This is a genomic window from Kitasatospora sp. NPDC051164, from assembly GCF_044455625.1.
Lineage (GTDB): Bacteria > Actinomycetota > Actinomycetes > Streptomycetales > Streptomycetaceae > Kitasatospora.
Window position 1 is genome coordinate 139281 of record NZ_JBITFB010000016.1, and the last position, 14990, is coordinate 154270.

General features: G+C 72.2%; 18 protein-coding genes. 6 read left to right on the forward strand and 12 right to left on the reverse strand.

Annotated elements, in window-relative coordinates:
* Window positions 1-170: 170 nt before the first annotated feature.
* Complete coding sequence (locus ACIBEC_RS24455; RefSeq protein ID WP_360496892.1) at window positions 171-362, reverse strand: MerR family transcriptional regulator; 192 nt, start codon at window positions 360-362, stop codon at window positions 171-173.
* A gap of 225 nt (window positions 363-587) precedes the next feature.
* Here ACIBEC_RS24455 and ACIBEC_RS24460 point away from each other — a divergent pair, with 225 nt between their 5' ends.
* Complete coding sequence (locus ACIBEC_RS24460) at window positions 588-1046, forward strand: type II toxin-antitoxin system PemK/MazF family toxin (RefSeq protein WP_396288846.1); 459 nt, start codon at window positions 588-590, stop codon at window positions 1044-1046.
* A 30-nt stretch (window positions 1047-1076) separates the two neighbouring features.
* On the opposite strand, the gene ACIBEC_RS24465 is transcribed toward ACIBEC_RS24460, so the two are convergent.
* From ACIBEC_RS24465 to clpS, 7 genes are all read right to left on the reverse strand, one after another.
* On the reverse strand, window positions 1077-2045 hold the full coding sequence (locus tag ACIBEC_RS24465; protein WP_360496889.1) for a cysteine synthase: 969 nt from the start codon (window positions 2043-2045) through the stop codon (window positions 1077-1079).
* Between the two features lie 107 nt (window positions 2046-2152).
* The gene (locus ACIBEC_RS24470) at window positions 2153-2431 is read right to left on the reverse strand and encodes a MoaD/ThiS family protein (protein ID WP_360496886.1); all 279 of its coding nucleotides are present in this window, start codon (window positions 2429-2431) and stop codon (window positions 2153-2155) included.
* A 120-nt stretch (window positions 2432-2551) separates the two neighbouring features.
* Window positions 2552-2671 carry a putative leader peptide gene (locus tag ACIBEC_RS24475; RefSeq protein WP_317621128.1) on the reverse strand — a complete coding sequence of 40 codons (120 nt, stop codon included), beginning with the start codon at window positions 2669-2671 and terminating at the stop codon, window positions 2552-2554.
* Between the two features lie 139 nt (window positions 2672-2810).
* Window positions 2811-3242 carry a M67 family metallopeptidase gene (locus tag ACIBEC_RS24480; RefSeq protein WP_360496883.1) on the reverse strand — a complete coding sequence of 144 codons (432 nt, stop codon included), beginning with the start codon at window positions 3240-3242 and terminating at the stop codon, window positions 2811-2813.
* Window positions 3243-3366: 124 nt separating this feature from the next.
* The gene (locus tag ACIBEC_RS24485; protein ID WP_360496881.1) at window positions 3367-4821 is read right to left on the reverse strand and encodes an amino acid permease; all 1455 of its coding nucleotides are present in this window, start codon (window positions 4819-4821) and stop codon (window positions 3367-3369) included.
* A 352-nt stretch (window positions 4822-5173) separates the two neighbouring features.
* Window positions 5174-5746, reverse strand: coding sequence for a DUF2017 domain-containing protein (locus ACIBEC_RS24490; protein ID WP_360496878.1), 573 nt, complete (start codon window positions 5744-5746; stop codon window positions 5174-5176).
* Between the two features lie 106 nt (window positions 5747-5852).
* Window positions 5853-6146: an ATP-dependent Clp protease adapter ClpS gene (clpS, locus tag ACIBEC_RS24495; RefSeq protein ID WP_360253397.1), complete on the reverse strand. Its 294-nt coding sequence runs from the start codon at window positions 6144-6146 to the stop codon at window positions 5853-5855.
* A 216-nt stretch (window positions 6147-6362) separates the two neighbouring features.
* Between clpS and ACIBEC_RS24500 the strand changes: the two genes are divergently transcribed.
* Window positions 6363-7697, forward strand: coding sequence for a nicotinate phosphoribosyltransferase (locus ACIBEC_RS24500; protein ID WP_360496875.1), 1335 nt, complete (start codon window positions 6363-6365; stop codon window positions 7695-7697).
* Window positions 7698-8011: 314 nt separating this feature from the next.
* Window positions 8012-8602 (forward strand): isochorismatase family protein, encoded by a 591-nt coding sequence (locus ACIBEC_RS24505; protein ID WP_360496872.1) that lies wholly within the window; start codon window positions 8012-8014, stop codon window positions 8600-8602.
* 69 nt (window positions 8603-8671) lie between these two features.
* Here the strand turns inward: ACIBEC_RS24505 and ACIBEC_RS24510 are convergent, their stop codons facing one another.
* Window positions 8672-9676 (reverse strand): hypothetical protein, encoded by a 1005-nt coding sequence (locus ACIBEC_RS24510; RefSeq protein ID WP_360496869.1) that lies wholly within the window; start codon window positions 9674-9676, stop codon window positions 8672-8674.
* Window positions 9677-9932: 256 nt separating this feature from the next.
* Here ACIBEC_RS24510 and ACIBEC_RS24515 point away from each other — a divergent pair, with 256 nt between their 5' ends.
* Both ACIBEC_RS24515 and ACIBEC_RS24520 read left to right on the forward strand, forming a co-directional pair.
* The gene (locus ACIBEC_RS24515) at window positions 9933-10583 is read left to right on the forward strand and encodes a hypothetical protein (RefSeq protein ID WP_360496866.1); all 651 of its coding nucleotides are present in this window, start codon (window positions 9933-9935) and stop codon (window positions 10581-10583) included.
* 661 nt (window positions 10584-11244) lie between these two features.
* Window positions 11245-11685, forward strand: coding sequence for a hypothetical protein (locus ACIBEC_RS24520; RefSeq protein WP_360496864.1), 441 nt, complete (start codon window positions 11245-11247; stop codon window positions 11683-11685).
* A gap of 30 nt (window positions 11686-11715) precedes the next feature.
* Here the strand turns inward: ACIBEC_RS24520 and ACIBEC_RS24525 are convergent, their stop codons facing one another.
* Together ACIBEC_RS24525 and ACIBEC_RS24530 are read right to left on the reverse strand one after the other, a co-directional pair.
* Window positions 11716-12321 (reverse strand): DinB family protein, encoded by a 606-nt coding sequence (locus ACIBEC_RS24525; protein ID WP_360496861.1) that lies wholly within the window; start codon window positions 12319-12321, stop codon window positions 11716-11718.
* Window positions 12322-12410: 89 nt separating this feature from the next.
* A complete protein-coding gene (locus ACIBEC_RS24530) occupies window positions 12411-12815 on the reverse strand; it encodes a helix-turn-helix domain-containing protein (protein WP_360496858.1) in 405 nt (134 codons plus the stop codon).
* Window positions 12816-12960: 145 nt separating this feature from the next.
* On the opposite strand from ACIBEC_RS24530, the gene ACIBEC_RS24535 reads away from it, so the two are divergent.
* The gene (locus ACIBEC_RS24535) at window positions 12961-13647 is read left to right on the forward strand and encodes an NAD(P)H-binding protein (RefSeq protein ID WP_360496855.1); all 687 of its coding nucleotides are present in this window, start codon (window positions 12961-12963) and stop codon (window positions 13645-13647) included.
* Between the two features lie 177 nt (window positions 13648-13824).
* Here the strand turns inward: ACIBEC_RS24535 and ACIBEC_RS24540 are convergent, their stop codons facing one another.
* Complete coding sequence (locus tag ACIBEC_RS24540) at window positions 13825-14958, reverse strand: S8 family serine peptidase (RefSeq protein WP_360496852.1); 1134 nt, start codon at window positions 14956-14958, stop codon at window positions 13825-13827.
* Window positions 14959-14990 lie beyond the last annotated feature (32 nt).

Here is a 14990-nt window from a genome sequence, read left to right on the forward strand (position 1 = left end):
CCGGGCCGGTGGACCGGCCGGTAGCACTGCGTTGGTGTGTCGAGGGTAAGGGTGGAGCGGCACTTTGCCCCCGTCCCCGTGCCGGGCTGTGGCTGGAATCACCAGAACGCCGGGGACGGGACCGGGGGCGGGAGCGGAGATGGGGGCAGGGGCGGGGGTGTGGGTGGGGATCAGCGGTGCCGGGGGCGGTTCCGGGCCCAGGCGCGGATGGTGTCGGGGTACCAGCGGGGGTGGCCGTTGGCGTCGGTCACGTCCGGGTCGGGCAGCAGACCGTGCCGCCGGTAGTTGCGGACGGTCTCGGGCTGGACGTTGATGTGGCGGGCGATCTCGGCGTAGGACCACGGTTCGGCGCTACGGCTCATGCGCACCGTCCGGTTGTTCGCTCGCTGCGCTCACTCACGAGGCACCTCCGGGGGGCGGGGGCGGACGTTCGTGACGCAGCCTGTCCGGGCGCGGGTCGGACGTACGGCGCGGAACGGGCACGGTGGCGGTTTCGTGACGAACCGGGAGCAACGCGCGGACAAATACTCAACTGTCACAGGCGACACGGTGGTGGCGTCCGCCCCCGGCCCGGTACGGTTCGCCGCATGAACGGCATGACTGGTACCTGGGTCGTCCTGGCAGTGGCCGGCGTCGCGCTGGTGGCGACGGTCGTGGCGCTGATGGCACGGCGCACCCGCCCGGCCCCGCGCCCGGCGGGGCCGACCGGCCCGCGTCCGCGCCCGAGCACCAGGGCCCGCCCGGAGCCGCAGGAGATCTGGTGGGCGGAGGTGCCGTTCGAGGACGGCCCCGGGTCGAAGGACCGCCCGTGCCTGGTGCTGCGGGTGAACGGCCGGACCGCCACCGTCGCGAAGATCACCAGCAAGCACCACGCCGAGCGCCCGGGCGTACTGCCGCTGCCGCCCGGTTCGGTGGGCGACCGGCAGGGCCGGGTCAGCTGGCTGGAGACCGACGAGCTGCGCGAGGTGCCGCTGTCGACCTTCCGCCGCCGGGCCGGCACGGTGGACCGGCAGGTGTGGGCCCGGGCGCAGCAGGTGCTGAACTAGGGCCTGCCCCGAGGCGGGCCCGCGAGCGGGCTACGCCCAGAGCTGGCCCTGCAGCGCCTCGACCGCCGCCTCGGTGGACTCGGCCGTGTAGATGCCGGTGGACAGGTACTTCCAGCCGCCGTCGGCGACCACGAAGACGATGTCCGCGCGCTCCCCCGCGGCCGCGGCCTTGCGGCCGACACCGATCGCCGCGTGCAGGATGGCGCCGGTGGAGACGCCCGCGAAGATGCCCTCCTGCTGCAGGAGTTCGCGGGTGCGGCGGACGGCGTCGGCGGAGCCGACCGAGAAGCGGGTGGTGAGCACCTCGGCGTCGTACAGCTCGGGGACGAAGCCCTCGTCGAGGTTGCGCAGCCCGTACACCAGGTCGTCGTAGCGCGGTTCGGCGGCGACGATCTTCACGCCGGGGACCTTCTCGCGCAGGTAGCGGCCGACGCCCATCAGGGTGCCGGTGGTGCCGAGGCCGGCCACGAAGTGCGTGACGGTCGGCAGGTCGGCGAGGATCTCGGGGCCGGTGCCGGTGTAGTGGGCGCCCGCGTTGTCGGGGTTGCCGTACTGGTAGAGCATCACCCAGTCGGGGTGCTCGGCGGCGGTCTCCTTGGCGATCCGGACGGCGGTGTTGGAGCCGCCGGCGGCCGGGGAGGGGATGATCTCGGCGCCCCACATGCGGAGCAGTTCGCGCCGTTCCTCGCTGGTGTTCTCGGGCATCACGCAGACCATCCGGTAGCCCTTGAGCTTGGCGGCCATGGCGAGCGAGATGCCGGTGTTGCCGCTGGTGGGCTCGAGGATGGTGCAGCCGGGGGTGAGCCGGCCGTCGGCCTCGGCGCGCTCGATCATGTGCAGCGCCGGACGGTCCTTGATCGAGCCGGTCGGGTTGCGGTCCTCCAGCTTGGCCCAGAGGGTGACCAGGCCCTCGGTGTTGCCGGGGACGGCGGCGGACAGCCGCGGCAGGCGGACCAGCGGGGTGTTGCCGACGGCTTCGAGCGGACTGTCGTAACGCAAGGGAGGCCTCCGGCCACGGCGGTGAGGGTCACACGGCGGTGAGGGTCACGAGGGGTGGTTCCCCCGCCGGTGGCGGGGGAACCGGGAGGTCGGCGGGGTAACCGGGATCAGCGGGCGCCGCCGGCCACGGCGGGCAGGATGGTGACGCTGTCGCCGTCGGCGAGGGCGGTGGAGATGCCCTCCAGGAAGCGGACGTCCTCGTCGTTCAGGTAGACGTTGACGAAGCGGCGCAGCTCGCCGCCGTCCAGCAGGCGGGCGGCGATGCCCGGGTGGCGGGCGTCGAGGTCGGTGAAGAGTTCCCCGAGGTTGCTGCCGTTGCCCTCGACGGCCTTGGCGCCGTCGGTGTAGGTGCGGAGGATGGTCGGGATGCGGACCTCGATGGCCATGGGTGCGCTCCTGTGCGAGTCGTGGAGTGGTGGGCCGCAGCGGGCGCGGCAGGGCGGACGGGTGCCCGGGGCTCGGCGCCGCCGCGGGAGCGGCGGGCCCGGGTGGGGGTGCGGCGGCTCTCAGCGCGAGCGCGCGGGCGTGCCTGGACAGATCGCGCCGGCGTGCCGGCACAGGTCGATGTGCAGGCGCGCCACGAGGCGGGTGCCCGGGGCCTGGTTGCTCACATCGACGGAACGCATGGGCTCATCGTATAGATTCCCGGGCCCGCTTAGACATGCCCGTCTCGGGATCCGGATGTTCCCGTTCCCAGTGCTGAGACGACAGGGGCCCGCCGACCGTTCGTGAGGGGTCGGCGGGCCGCGTCCGGGTGGGTGCCGGTCAGGCCTGGTAGGCCTCGACGACCTGGACGTCTTCCTCTGTGATCTCGCCGTCCACGATGCGGAACGAGCGGAACTGGTAGGGGTCGCCCTCGCCGTTGCCGTCGGCGGTGGAGACCAGGACGTAGTGGGCGAACGGCTCGGAGGCGTAGCTCACGTCGGTGCGCGAGGGGTAGGCCTCGGTGGCGGTGTGCGAGTGGTAGACGATCACCGGCTCCTCGTCGCGGTCGTCCATCTCGCGGTAGAGCTTGAACAGGTCGCCCGAGTCGAACTCGTAGAAGGTGGGCGAGCGGGCGGCGTTGAGCATCGGGATGAACCGCTCGGGCCGTCCGCTGCCGGCCGGCCCGGCGACCACGCCACAGGCCTCGTCCGGGTGGTCGGCGCGGGCGTGGGCCACGATCCGGTCGCGGAGTTCTCGGGTGATGGTCAGCATGCGGTCAGGATAGCCACGCCCCGGCGGCTGTCCGCCGGGGCGTCCGAGGCCCGGGCACCGGGCGTCCGAGGCGCGGTCAACGGGTGTCCGCGGGGCGGTTCCGGTGCCCGTACGAGGGCCGGGTTCAGCCGGCCTGCGGGTTGTCGACGGCCTGCGGGTTCTCGGCGGCCTGCGGATTGTCGACGGCCTGCGGGTTGCGGCGCTGGAGGAAGCGGTAGCCGATCACCAGCAGCAGCGCCCAGCCCGGGAAGACGTAGAGCGAGATCCGGTTGTCCTCGTCCAGGCCGATCAGCACCACGACCAGGGCGAGGAAGGCGAGCGCGGCCCAGCTGACCCAGGCGCCGCCGGGCGCCTTGAAGGAGGGTGCGGGCAGGTGGCCGGCCTTCCAGGCCTTCCGGTAGCGGATCTGGGAGATCAGGATCATCGCCCAGGTCCACAGGCCGCAGACCGTGGCGACCGAGGTGATGTACTCGAACGCCCGTGCCGGGACAAGGTAGTTGAGCACCACGCCGATGCCCATCAGCAGGCTGGAGACGGTGATCGCGAAGGCCGGGGTGCGGCGGGAGTTGAGCTTGGTGAGCTGCCCGGGGGCCTGTCCGCGCAGGGCGAGGTCGCGCAGCATGCGGCCGGTGGAGTACATCCCGGAGTTGCAGGAGGAGAGCGCGGCGGTGAGTACCACGAAGTTGATGATGCCGGCCGCCGCCGGGATGCCGATCTTGCCGAAGGCGGCGACGAACGGGCTGACGCCGGGCTGGAATTCGGTCCACGGCACGAGCGAGAGGATGACGACCAGGGCGCCGATGTAGAACAGCGCGATGCGCCAGGGCAGGGTGTTGATGGCGCGCGGGAGGGTCTTCTCGGGGTTCTCGCTCTCGCCCGCGGTGACGCCGACGAGTTCGACGCCCAGGTAGGCGAACATGACGATCTGAAGGGTCATCACGGTGGAACCGATACCCTTGGGGAAGAGGCCGCCGTCCTGCCACAGGTGGGTGATCGACGCGGTGTCACCGGCCTTGCTGAAGCCGAGGGTGAGCACCCCGACGCCGATCAGGATCATGCCGATGATGGCGGTGACCTTGACCATGGAGAACCAGAACTCGATCTCGCCGAACAGCTTCACCGAGATCAGGTTGGCCGCGTAGAGGACGACCAGGAAGGTCAGCGCGCTGGTCCACTGGGGTATGCCGGGTGCCCAGAACTTCACGTACACGGCGGCGGCGGTGGTCTCGGCCATGCCGGTGACGACCCAGAACAGCCAGTACGTCCAGCCGGTCACATAGCCGGCGAAGGGGCCGAGGAACTCCCGCGCGTACTCGGCGAAGCTGCCGGAGACCGGGCGGTAGGTGAGGAGTTCGCCGAGGGCGCGCATGATCACGAAGATCACCAGGCCGGCGATGGCGTAGGAGAGGATCAGGCTCGGGCCGGACTTGGAGATCGCGGTGCCGGCGCCGAGGAAGAGGCCGGTGCCGATCGCTCCGCCGATCGCGATCATCTGGATCTGGCGGCTGCCGAGTCCCCGCTCGTAGCCCTCCTCGTCCGGCTTGGTCTCGACCACATGGTCGGACAACTTCTCGGCCATGATGCACCGTCCTGGTCGTCTCGGGGGTGGAGAAGTCGTACCACGCGACGTCCGGACAGCGGTGCCCATCTGAGCGATATTTGAGCATAACCTGTCAGGGTTTGTCCTATTTTGCAGGGAAAGGACCCAACGAATCGTCCACATGCTGGACGAAACAGCCTGGGCTTGCCCGAAACCGGGCAGGCTTGCCCCGGAAACGCGAACGGGAGCGGACCGAGCCGCTCCACGTTCGCGCAGGAATTGCCTTGAGTTCAGGCCCTGTTCACTTGTCCGGGACTCTGCTCACCCGACCGGGCCCTGCCCACGCGGCCCTGCCCCACGCGGCCCGGACCGTTCGCCCGGCCGACGCCGCTCAGTCGGCCATCGCCTCCAGCAGCGACTCCTGCAGCGCCCCCAGCCACAGGTACGCCATCACCAGCGGCTTGCGCTCGTCGCCGTCCGGCAGCGCATAGAGGCCCTCCTCCTCGTCCTCGGTGACCTCCAGCCGGACGCCGAGGGCCAGCCGCAGGTCGTTCAGCGCACCCAGCCAGCGCGGGCAGTCGGGGGTGCCCAGCTTGAGCACCCCGTCGCCGCCGAGGCCGTCCAGCGCCCGGATGACGAACAGCGCGTCGTCCCGCTTGCGGGCCCGCAGGTCCAGCTCGGTGAAGCGGCGGAACTCCCCGGACGCGGCCGTGGCCTCGTCGTCGTCCGGCTTCTCCGGGTCCCCGTAGGCGTCCGGGAAGAACCGGGCCAGCACCGGGTCGGCGGGCGCCTCGGTCGGCCCCTCGGCGAACAGCGCGGCCAGCGGGTCACCGCCCTCCCCGCCCGGGCCGGGGCCGATCAGCTCCAGCAACTGCACTTCCAGCGAGCGGAGGATGGAGGCCTCCCACTCGTCCAGCGCGATCGTCGCGCCGCCACCGCCGGTGCTCTCGAACAACCCAGCCATCTGTATCGGTCAGCCCGTCTTCGTCGTCTTCGGTCATGCGGCCGGCGGTCCGGCTCCAGTCGCGCCGCAGCGCCGGTCGTGCCGCAGCGCCGGTGATGCTGCGGCGTCAGTCGTGCTGCAGCGTCGCCCAGAGGCCGTAGCCGTGCATCGCCTGGACGTCGCGCTCCATCTCCTCGCGGGAACCGCTGGAGACCACCGCCCGCCCCTTGGTGTGGACGTCCATCATCAGCTTCCGGGCCTTGTCCTTCGGATAGCCGAAGTAGGCCTGGAAGACGTACTGGACGTAGCTCATCAGGTTGACCGCGTCGTTGTGCACGATGGTCACCCAGGGCGTGTCCGGCTCTGCCACCGGCAGCCCTTCGACCTCAGGGCGCTCGATCTCCGCGGGCGCGACACTCACGCCGGGTCCTCCTCGCTGCACACTCGTCCGTTACTCCTCAAGCCCCATGCTGCCATCCGGGGGACACCCGGGCGATTCCGACCCGGCCCACCGGCCCGAGCCGAAGGGCGCGTCGGCGCCGACCCTCGGCACCGGATCCCGGGCGCCCGGGGGCCCGCCGACGAATCACTCCGAGAAATCGTCACTCTGACGCTAAGTGGTAGTAGCATCATCCGCATGGACGCCACTTCAGTGCGCGCGGCCGGCTCGACCGCGCTACTCACCGACCGCTACGAGCTCACCATGCTGCAGGCCGCCCTGCGCAGCGGGGCCGCGCACCGCCACTCCGTCTTCGAGGTGTTCACCCGTCGCCTGCCCGGCGGCCGCCGTTACGGCGTCATGGCCGGCACCGGCCGGGTGCTCGACGCCGTCGAGAACTTCCGCTTCTCCACCGCCCAGCTCGACTGGCTGGCCGGCCAGGGCGTGGTCGACGAGGACACCCTGCGCTTCCTCGCCGACTACCGCTTCCGCGGCGACATCCAGGGCTACCCCGAGGGCGAGGTCTACTTCCCCGGCTCGCCGCTGCTCACCGTCGAGGGCAGCTTCGCCGAAGCGGTGATCCTGGAGACGGTGATCCTCTCGATCCTCAACCACGACTCGGCGATCGCGGCCGCCGCCTCCCGGATGACCGCCGCCGCCGGCGGCCGCCCGGTGATCGAGATGGGCGCCCGCCGGGCCCACGAGCAGGCCGCCGTCGCCGCCGCCCGGGCCGCGTACGTGGCCGGGTTCGCCGCCACCTCCGACCTGGAGGCCGGCTTCACCCACGGCATCCCGACCACCGGCACCGCCGCGCACGCCTTCACCCTGGTGCACGACAGCGAGCGGGACGCCTTCCGCGCCCAGATCGCCTCGATGGGCAAGGGCACCACGCTGCTGGTCGACACCTTCGACCTGCGCGAGGCCGTGCGCACCGCGGTCGAGGTGGCCGGCCCCGAGCTGGGCGCCGTCCGGATCGACTCCGGCGACCTCACCCTGCTGGCCCACCGGGTCCGCCGCCAGCTGGACGAACTGGGCGCCGAGAAGACCCGGATCATCGTCACCTCGGACCTGGACGAGTACGCGATCGCCGCCCTGGCCGCCGCCCCGGTGGACGGCTACGGCGTCGGCACCAGTCTGGTCACCGGCAGCGGGCACCCGACCTGCGCCATGGTCTACAAGCTGGTCGCCCGGGCCGGGACCGACGGCGGGCCGCTGGTGCCGGTGGCCAAGCGCGCGGCGGGCGGCAAGACCAGCATCGGCGGCCGCAAGTGGGCCGCCCGCCGGCCCGACGCCGACGGTGTGGCCGAGGCCGAGGTGGTCGGCACCGGGCCCGTCCCGGACGCGCTGCGGCCGCACCTCGTGCAGGTGCCGCTGGTCCGGGCCGGCGAGACGGTCGGCCGGGAGCCGCTGAGCGCCGCCCGCGAACGGCACATCCGCGCCCGGGCCGCGCTGCCCCTGTCGGCCACCCAGCTCTCCAAGGGCGACCCGGTGCTGCCGACCGAGCTGGTCCTGCCGACCGACCCGACCCACTGACCCGTACGGCCCACCGAACCGTACGACCCACTGACCCGACCCGACGCGGTCCACTGACCCGTACGGCCCTCCGGCCGACGCGGTCCGCCGACCCGGCCCGTCGTCAGTCGGTCGCCACGCGGAGGCCCCGGGTCCGGCCACCGGGCCGGCCCCGGGACTTCCGCCCCCGCGCGGCACTCCCTAGAGTCAGCCGTAGAGTTCCCCGGAGCTCCCCGAGAACCCCCGAGCCCCGCACCGCCGGGCCGAGTACTCCCGAGGGCTCCCCCACCGGGGCGCCGCCTCCCGCGGGCCCCCGACATCCGAGGATGCGAGCCATGCACCGGGCACTGATCGTCGTCGACGTTCAGAACGACTTCTGCGAGGGCGGCAGCCTGGCCGTCACCGGCGGCGCCGAGGTGGCCGCCGCCATCACCGACCTGATCGCCGAATCCTCCCCCGGCTACCAGCACATCCTCGCCACCCGCGACCACCACATCGACCCGGGTGCGCACTTCTCCACCGAGCCGGACTACATCGACAGTTGGCCGCCGCACTGCGTGGCCGGCACCGAGGGCGTGGGCTTCCACCCGAACTTCGCGCCCGCCGTGATCTCCGGCGCGGTCGAGGCGGTCTTCGAGAAGGGCGCCCACTCGGCGGCGTACAGCGGCTTCGAGGGGCTGGACGAGAACAACCGCGGTCCGGTGGAGTGGCTGCGCGAGCGGCAGGTCGACGAGGTCGACGTGGTGGGCATCGCCACCGACCACTGCGTCCGGGCGACCGCGCTGGACGCCGCCCGGGCGGGCTTCGCCACCCGCGTCCTGCTGGACCTCACCGCCGGGGTGGCCGCGGAGACCACCGCCGCCGCGCTGGAGGAGCTGCGGGCGGCCGGGGTCGAGCTGGTCGGCACACCGGTGGTCCGTTCCTAGCGCCCCCGCCTGAAGCCCCCTGACGCCCCGTGATGCCGCGCCGACGGCACCGGGAGGGCACCGGGAGGTTCAGACCACCAGAAGCTCCACCACGTCCGTGCCGCCGACCCGATGGGCCTCGCGCAGCTCGCCGCCGACCGCGTCCGGGTCGGCGGCCAGCCGGGCCCCGGAGACGTACACCACGCGGATGCCCAGGTACTCCATCCGGTGCTGGCCGCCGCGCACCCAGGCCGCCTCGCCCTCGCTGACGCAGCGCAGGTCCGAGTCCACCTCCACCGCGACGCCGCGCTCCGGCCAGTAGAGGTCCGGGACGGCGATGTACGTGCCGCGGCGCATCCGCAGCTCGGGGGCGTTCAGCGGGACCGGCAGCAGCCACTCGTCCACCAGGTGACCGACCCGCTCCAGCACCGAGTCCCGCTCGGCGGCGAGGAGTTCGTCCAGCGCGGCACGCACCCGGGGCTCGTCGGTCAGCCCGGACTCGATCAACTCGGCGGCCAACTCGCGCACCGTGCAGCCGTTCTCGCCACGGGAGACGGCTTCCCGCAGCACCGCGCGCACCGGCGCCGGAGCCCCCGGGTCCGCCGTCCACTCGCCGAGCGCGTCCGCGACCGCCCGGGCCACCGGCGCACAGGCCAGGCCGTGCACCGAGCGGGCCACCAACTCCCGTTCGGTGCGCCGGATCCGCACCTCGCCGATGTCCTTCAGCCGACGCTGGCGGGGCACCAGGACGTCCACCCCGGTCACCGCGGGCAGTCGGGGCACGGCCGCGAAGCCGTACAGCGCCAGCGCGGCCGCCCCGGTGATCACCGCGCCCTCGCGGCGGCCCTCCTCGCGACCGTTCTGCGCCGCGTACAGCAGCGCGGCCCAGATCCGCTGCTCCGGGGTGGGCTCGTCGGACTGCAGCAGGTAGACCCTGGGCAGCAGCCGCCGCCAGGGGCCGCCCCGGCGGCAGTGCTCGGTGACGACACGAGCCGGCACGCCCCGGGCGCGCAGCTGACTCGCGGTGACGACGTTCTGCTGACGCTTCGCCAGCTCCTCCAGCGACGGCGGAGGCGAGGGAATCCGGTAGCTCATGCCGACACCATCCCCAACCGCCGCGACCCGCGACCGGTAGCCTGACGCACTGTTACGCAACCGTCGCGAAACCGGGACCAGCCCGCACTAAAGTCCTCATACCCTCACTCATTTGGAGTAATTGACGCCCATACAGTTGTCATATCTGATTGAAAACGATCGCCGACCTGGTCGCCTGACCCAGAGTGACCAAGGGCATACGGCGAGGGACCCTCCGGGCGTCAATCCCACCCCAAGGATTGCCTAGGCTTACGTCATGTCACGTGACGAGACCGCCGGCCTCCGCGCGGCCCAGCTCCGCCTCGGCCGCCTGCCCGGATACGTCCGCCGCCCGGACCCCGCCCGCCGGAGCGGCGAAAAGGGCCATACGTACAAGAAGGGCTGGGAGGTCCGCTTCACCGCCCGCAGTGAAGCCGAGATAGCAGAGATCCGCGACCTGGTCGTCGCCGCCGGATTCGCCCCGGCCAGACCGTTCTTCAAAGGCCACCAGCTCATCCAGCCGGTCTACGGCATGGCGGCGGTACAGGCCTACCTGGCCGCCAGACAGGCGGCCGAGGAACACGCCGCCCGGGCCGCGGTCGGCCGACGCCGACGAGCCGCGACGGGACGGCCTCCCGGAGGACACGGCACCACCGGCGGACACACTCCGGCGGTGCACGCGGCCGGGGCGCACGGCCCTGGCTCGCACGCCTCCGGGGCGCACGCGACCGGGGCGCACGCCGTCGGTGCGGCACACCGGTGCGAGCGCGAGGAGGCCGCCGCCGGAGCAGCTGCGGCGGCTGCGGCCGCAGCCGCCACGGCCGCGCAGGCCGCCCGGCGACGGGCCGTCGAGTCCTTCCCCGCCCAGCTCGAACGGGACACCGCCCCCGACCGGCTCTCCCCGTCGGAGGCCGGGACGACCTCCTGACGGACAGCCTCCCGACGGACGAGCTCCCGGCGGGCGACCGCACCACTCGTCCGCTTCGGCCGCCCGCTTCGCCCGTCCGCTTCGCCCCGGCCGCCGAAGCCAGCTTCCGGCCGCCGGGGCGTGGTCGATGTGCACGGGGGCGACCGGCAACCGCAGGACCACCCGGATCAGCGGCCCCGCCCCCCGACCACGGCCCCGGATGCGGCCATGCGTGTGGTCGTACGGGCGGTCGTGGTGACGCCCTCGTCCCTGTCCGCACCCCTCGGCGCGTTGATCGCCGCGGTAATCGTGAGCGCGGTTGCGCGGGTGGTTGTGCGGGCGCGGGTTCGCGCCGGGGGCGTGGACGTCAGCCGTCACAAGCCCTACGGTGGCACATCAACTGCCTTGCAGTCATGGCCGTCCTATACCCTCTGACCAGCTGCGACGCGCTCGCACCTACGCCTCCCCCGCCACTGCGCGGCACCGCCCCGCCGGCCCCGCGCCGGTCCGCCGCCCGGCCGCTCCACCACCGCTCCGCACCCGGTCGTCACCGGAACCGGCCGGGCGGCGGCGGGTTCCGGGCATTCCATCGGATTGGTCACCCAGCGCACCGAGGGCCTACCGTAGAGTGAGCACAGATGATCGACCGCCAGAGACCCATCTCCCTTTCCGAGAAGACGAGATGACCAACCGTCACACGACTTCCGCCGAGCCACCCCCGGGGCCCGGCGAGCCGGAGGACGTACCTCTGGAGTTCACCGCATTCTGCGAACTCCACCGCCCCCGGTACCTCAGCTACGCCCGGGTGTGGCTGACCGAGCGCAGCGACGCGGCCACCGCCGTCCAACAGGCCTTCGCCGAAATCGCGGTGCACTGGCGCGAGTTGATGGGCAGCTCCAACCCGACCGCGCACGCCTGGGAGATCCTGCGCGGCACCGTCGCCCAGCACACCCGGCGGGAGTCGCCGGACCCGGACCGCCACCCCGCCGAGGACGACCTGGCGATCCTGCACTACGTCGTCGGCCTCGCCGCCCCCGAGATCGCCGACGTCATCGGCACCGACGCCGCCAGCGTCGCCGGACGACTGCGCCGCACCATGCTGCGCGAGGCCTCCGGCTGGTGACCTCGCGCCCCGCGCGACCCTCGGAGGGTCTCAGACCCGCTCGCCCGTCACGTCGCACAGGTGGTGCACCGGGTCGTGGATCAGGTACCGGGAGAACGACTCGACCGTGAACCGCGCCCCGTCGGAGCGGCTCCCGGTCCGCAGCCACTGCTCGCCGGCCACCCGCTCGAAGGCCGCGGCCAGCGTCTCCGCAGCCTCCGCCAGCTCCCCCGCCACCACCTGCGGCAGCTGCTCCCCGTAACGCTCGGCGACGGCCGTCTCGTCCTGGTCCCAGTTCGCGAACAGCGGGTCGTCCCGGTCGAGCATGAGGTTCAACCGGACGTGGAACAGCCGGAAGACGTCCCGGACGTGGCACGCGTACTCCAGGTCCGACCAGACACCCGGCTCCGGCCGACGGCGCAGCCCGTCCTCGTCCCCGGCCAGCACCGCCAGCCAGCCCTCCGCATTGGCCCTGATCATCCCGGCGACATCCGCGGGCACCACCTTCGGCGTGTCCAACCCACAGTCGGAGCACGGGCGTTCGAGCACCCAGGTCCAGTCCTTGGTGTCGGGGACGATCTCCCCGGCGGCGGCGCCGGAGGCGTTCGTGGCGTCCGTGGCGTTCGCGGTGTCCGTGGCGTTCTCAGAAGTGCTCATGGGCCCAGCATGGCCGCCACCGCAAGCATCCCACCAGCGGCATGAACGCCAGCGGCCGCCGAAATACTGCCAGCCCCGTCGGGCCCCGCTCAGCGCTCCCGCTCGTACTCCACCCGCGCCGCCAGCAGACCGCCCAGGTGCTCACGGCTCCACGCGCACACCGCGTCCATCGGCCCCAGCAACGTCCGGCCCAACGACGTGAGCGCGTACTCGACCCGCGGCGGATTCCCGCCGTACTCGGTGCGGTCCACCACACCGTCCTGCTCCATCGAACGCAGCGACTCCGCCAACACCTTGGCGGTGATCCCCACCAACGGCACCCGCAACTCCGAGAAGCGGCGCGGACCGCCCTCCAGGCAGCGCATGATCTTCCACGCCCACTTCCGGCTGCCCAACACCGGCACGGCCGGCACCGGGCAGTCCGGGAAGAAGTCCGCCGTCAACGGCACCGCGGCGCCACCCTGCTCCACACTCACTGCCGTACCCCCAGTCATACCCCGACCGTACCCGCCGCCGCCCCGGCATCACCCGACGTCCCCCCAGTACCGCCCCGGTACCGTTGAAGTAACCGGCACCCCCCGGTCTACCGTCACCACACCGGCGGGCAACAACGTCCGCCCCAACGGACGGAAGACCGCCATGACCAGCAACGACACCACCGACGCCACCGCCCCGAAGGACGCCCAGCACACCACGGACGTCATCGTCTACGGCGCGGGCGGCCAGGTCGGTCGCGCCGTCATCGCCGAGGCCCTCCGGCGCGGACTCACCGTCACCGCCGCCGTCCGCCAACCCGAACGCCACGCCGACCTCGACCGCGACGGCGTCACCCTCCTGCGCTGCGACGTCACCGACCCCGCCGCCATCGCCACCACCGCCCCCGGCCACGCCGCCGCCGTCAGCAGCATCTACACCCCCGGCACCCCCTCCACCGACTTCTACCGTGCCGCCACCACCGCCCTGGTCACCGGCCTCGGCCAAGCCGGCGTGCGACGCCTCGTCCACGTCGGCGTCGCCACCACCCTGCAGACCACCCCCGGCACCGCCATCCACGACGACCCCGACTTCCCCGACGCCTACCGCGCCTTCTCGCTCGGCCACAGCGCCGCCCTCGACCTCCTCCACGCCTCCCCCGCCGCCCTCGACTGGGTCGTCGTCACCCCGCCGATGGACCTCGACCGCACCGCCCCCGGCACCGGCCGCTACCGCGTCGGCGGCCCCCACGTCCTCGGCCCCCGCATCGCCCAGGCCGACCTCGCCACCGCCATCGTCGACGAACTCGCCACCCCCACGCACCACCGGGAACAGATCGCCGTCGCCGAATGAAACGCGTGGACGAACCGGAACCACCCGGCCATCCTGAGCCGCACGACCGCCGGCCCGCCCACACCTACGCAAATCCGGCTTCACCCTCGAAGACCGCGCCCGCGAGGCCCACCACTGGGACAACCACTACTGGGACGTCCTCCACATGGCCGCCCTACGGGAGGAATGGCTGAGCACTCACTGATACGTCCCGCCAAACGGAGGCTGCTGGTACCCCCCGCCGGCCGCCGCCCGCTTCCTCGCCCGCACCACCAGCGCAACCACCACACCCACCACGAGCACCACCCCACCGGCCGCCGCCCCCACGACAAGCCCCATCCCGTTCCCGCTACTCCCCCCACCATCCGCCCCAGGCGCGACAGCCACATCCGAAGCCTCATCCGTCGGATCATCCGCCGGCGGCGCGCCCCGCGACTCCGGCCGATTCACCAACGGGTTCCCCAGAGGCCCGTTGTCCACGGCAGGATTCGCCTCCAGAGCCTTCGCAGGCGCGAGGATCCCGTACCCGTAATGGTTGTTGGGCACCACCGTCCCATCGGTGGGAGGGGTAGCCGACTTGATCATCCGATTGATGACCTGCCCGGCCGACAGGTTGGGGTACTTGGAGCGAATGAGCGCGGCAGTGGCGGAAACGTAGGCAGTGGAATCGGAGGTGCCGTTGGCAACCCCGTAGCCTGTCGAGGACTTGGCACTCGCCCGGTAGATCTCTGCGCCGGGTCCTGCAAGAGTGGTCTCCGGTCCGTACGTGGACTTCTCCCACAAACGCCCCTGCCGATTCACCGCGCCCACCGCCACCACGCCCGGAAACGCGGCCGGATACTCGACAGGCGCCGCCTCCTGCCCGCTGTTTCCGTTCGACGCGACGAGGACCACATCGTGGTCGATGGCGTACTTGACGGCCGCCCTGGTCTCCTGGTCGGTTCCCGAGTAGCCGCCGATCGACATGTTGACCACCTTGGCGCCGTGGTCTACGGCGAACCGGATGCCCTTCGCCAGCCCACTCTGCGCCACGGCACCATCGGTGCTCCAGCTCACCCGGACCGGAAGGATCTTGGCCTTCGGAGCCAGTCCCATGATCCCGGCGTTGTCACCGTGGCCATGCCCGGCGATGAGGCTCGCCATGCCGGTCCCGTGGCCGTCCTTGTCGATCGTGCCGTCACTGCCCTCGCCGGTGAAGTCGGCACCAGCGAGCACTTGGCCGACCAGGTCCTGATGACTATTCATAACCCCGCTGTCGATCACAGCTACCGTGATGCCGCTGCCTTGCGACACCGGCCACAGCGCGCTTCCAGCGTCGTAGTTGGTCAGCACCCACTGCGCGTCACGGGTACTGTCCGCACAAG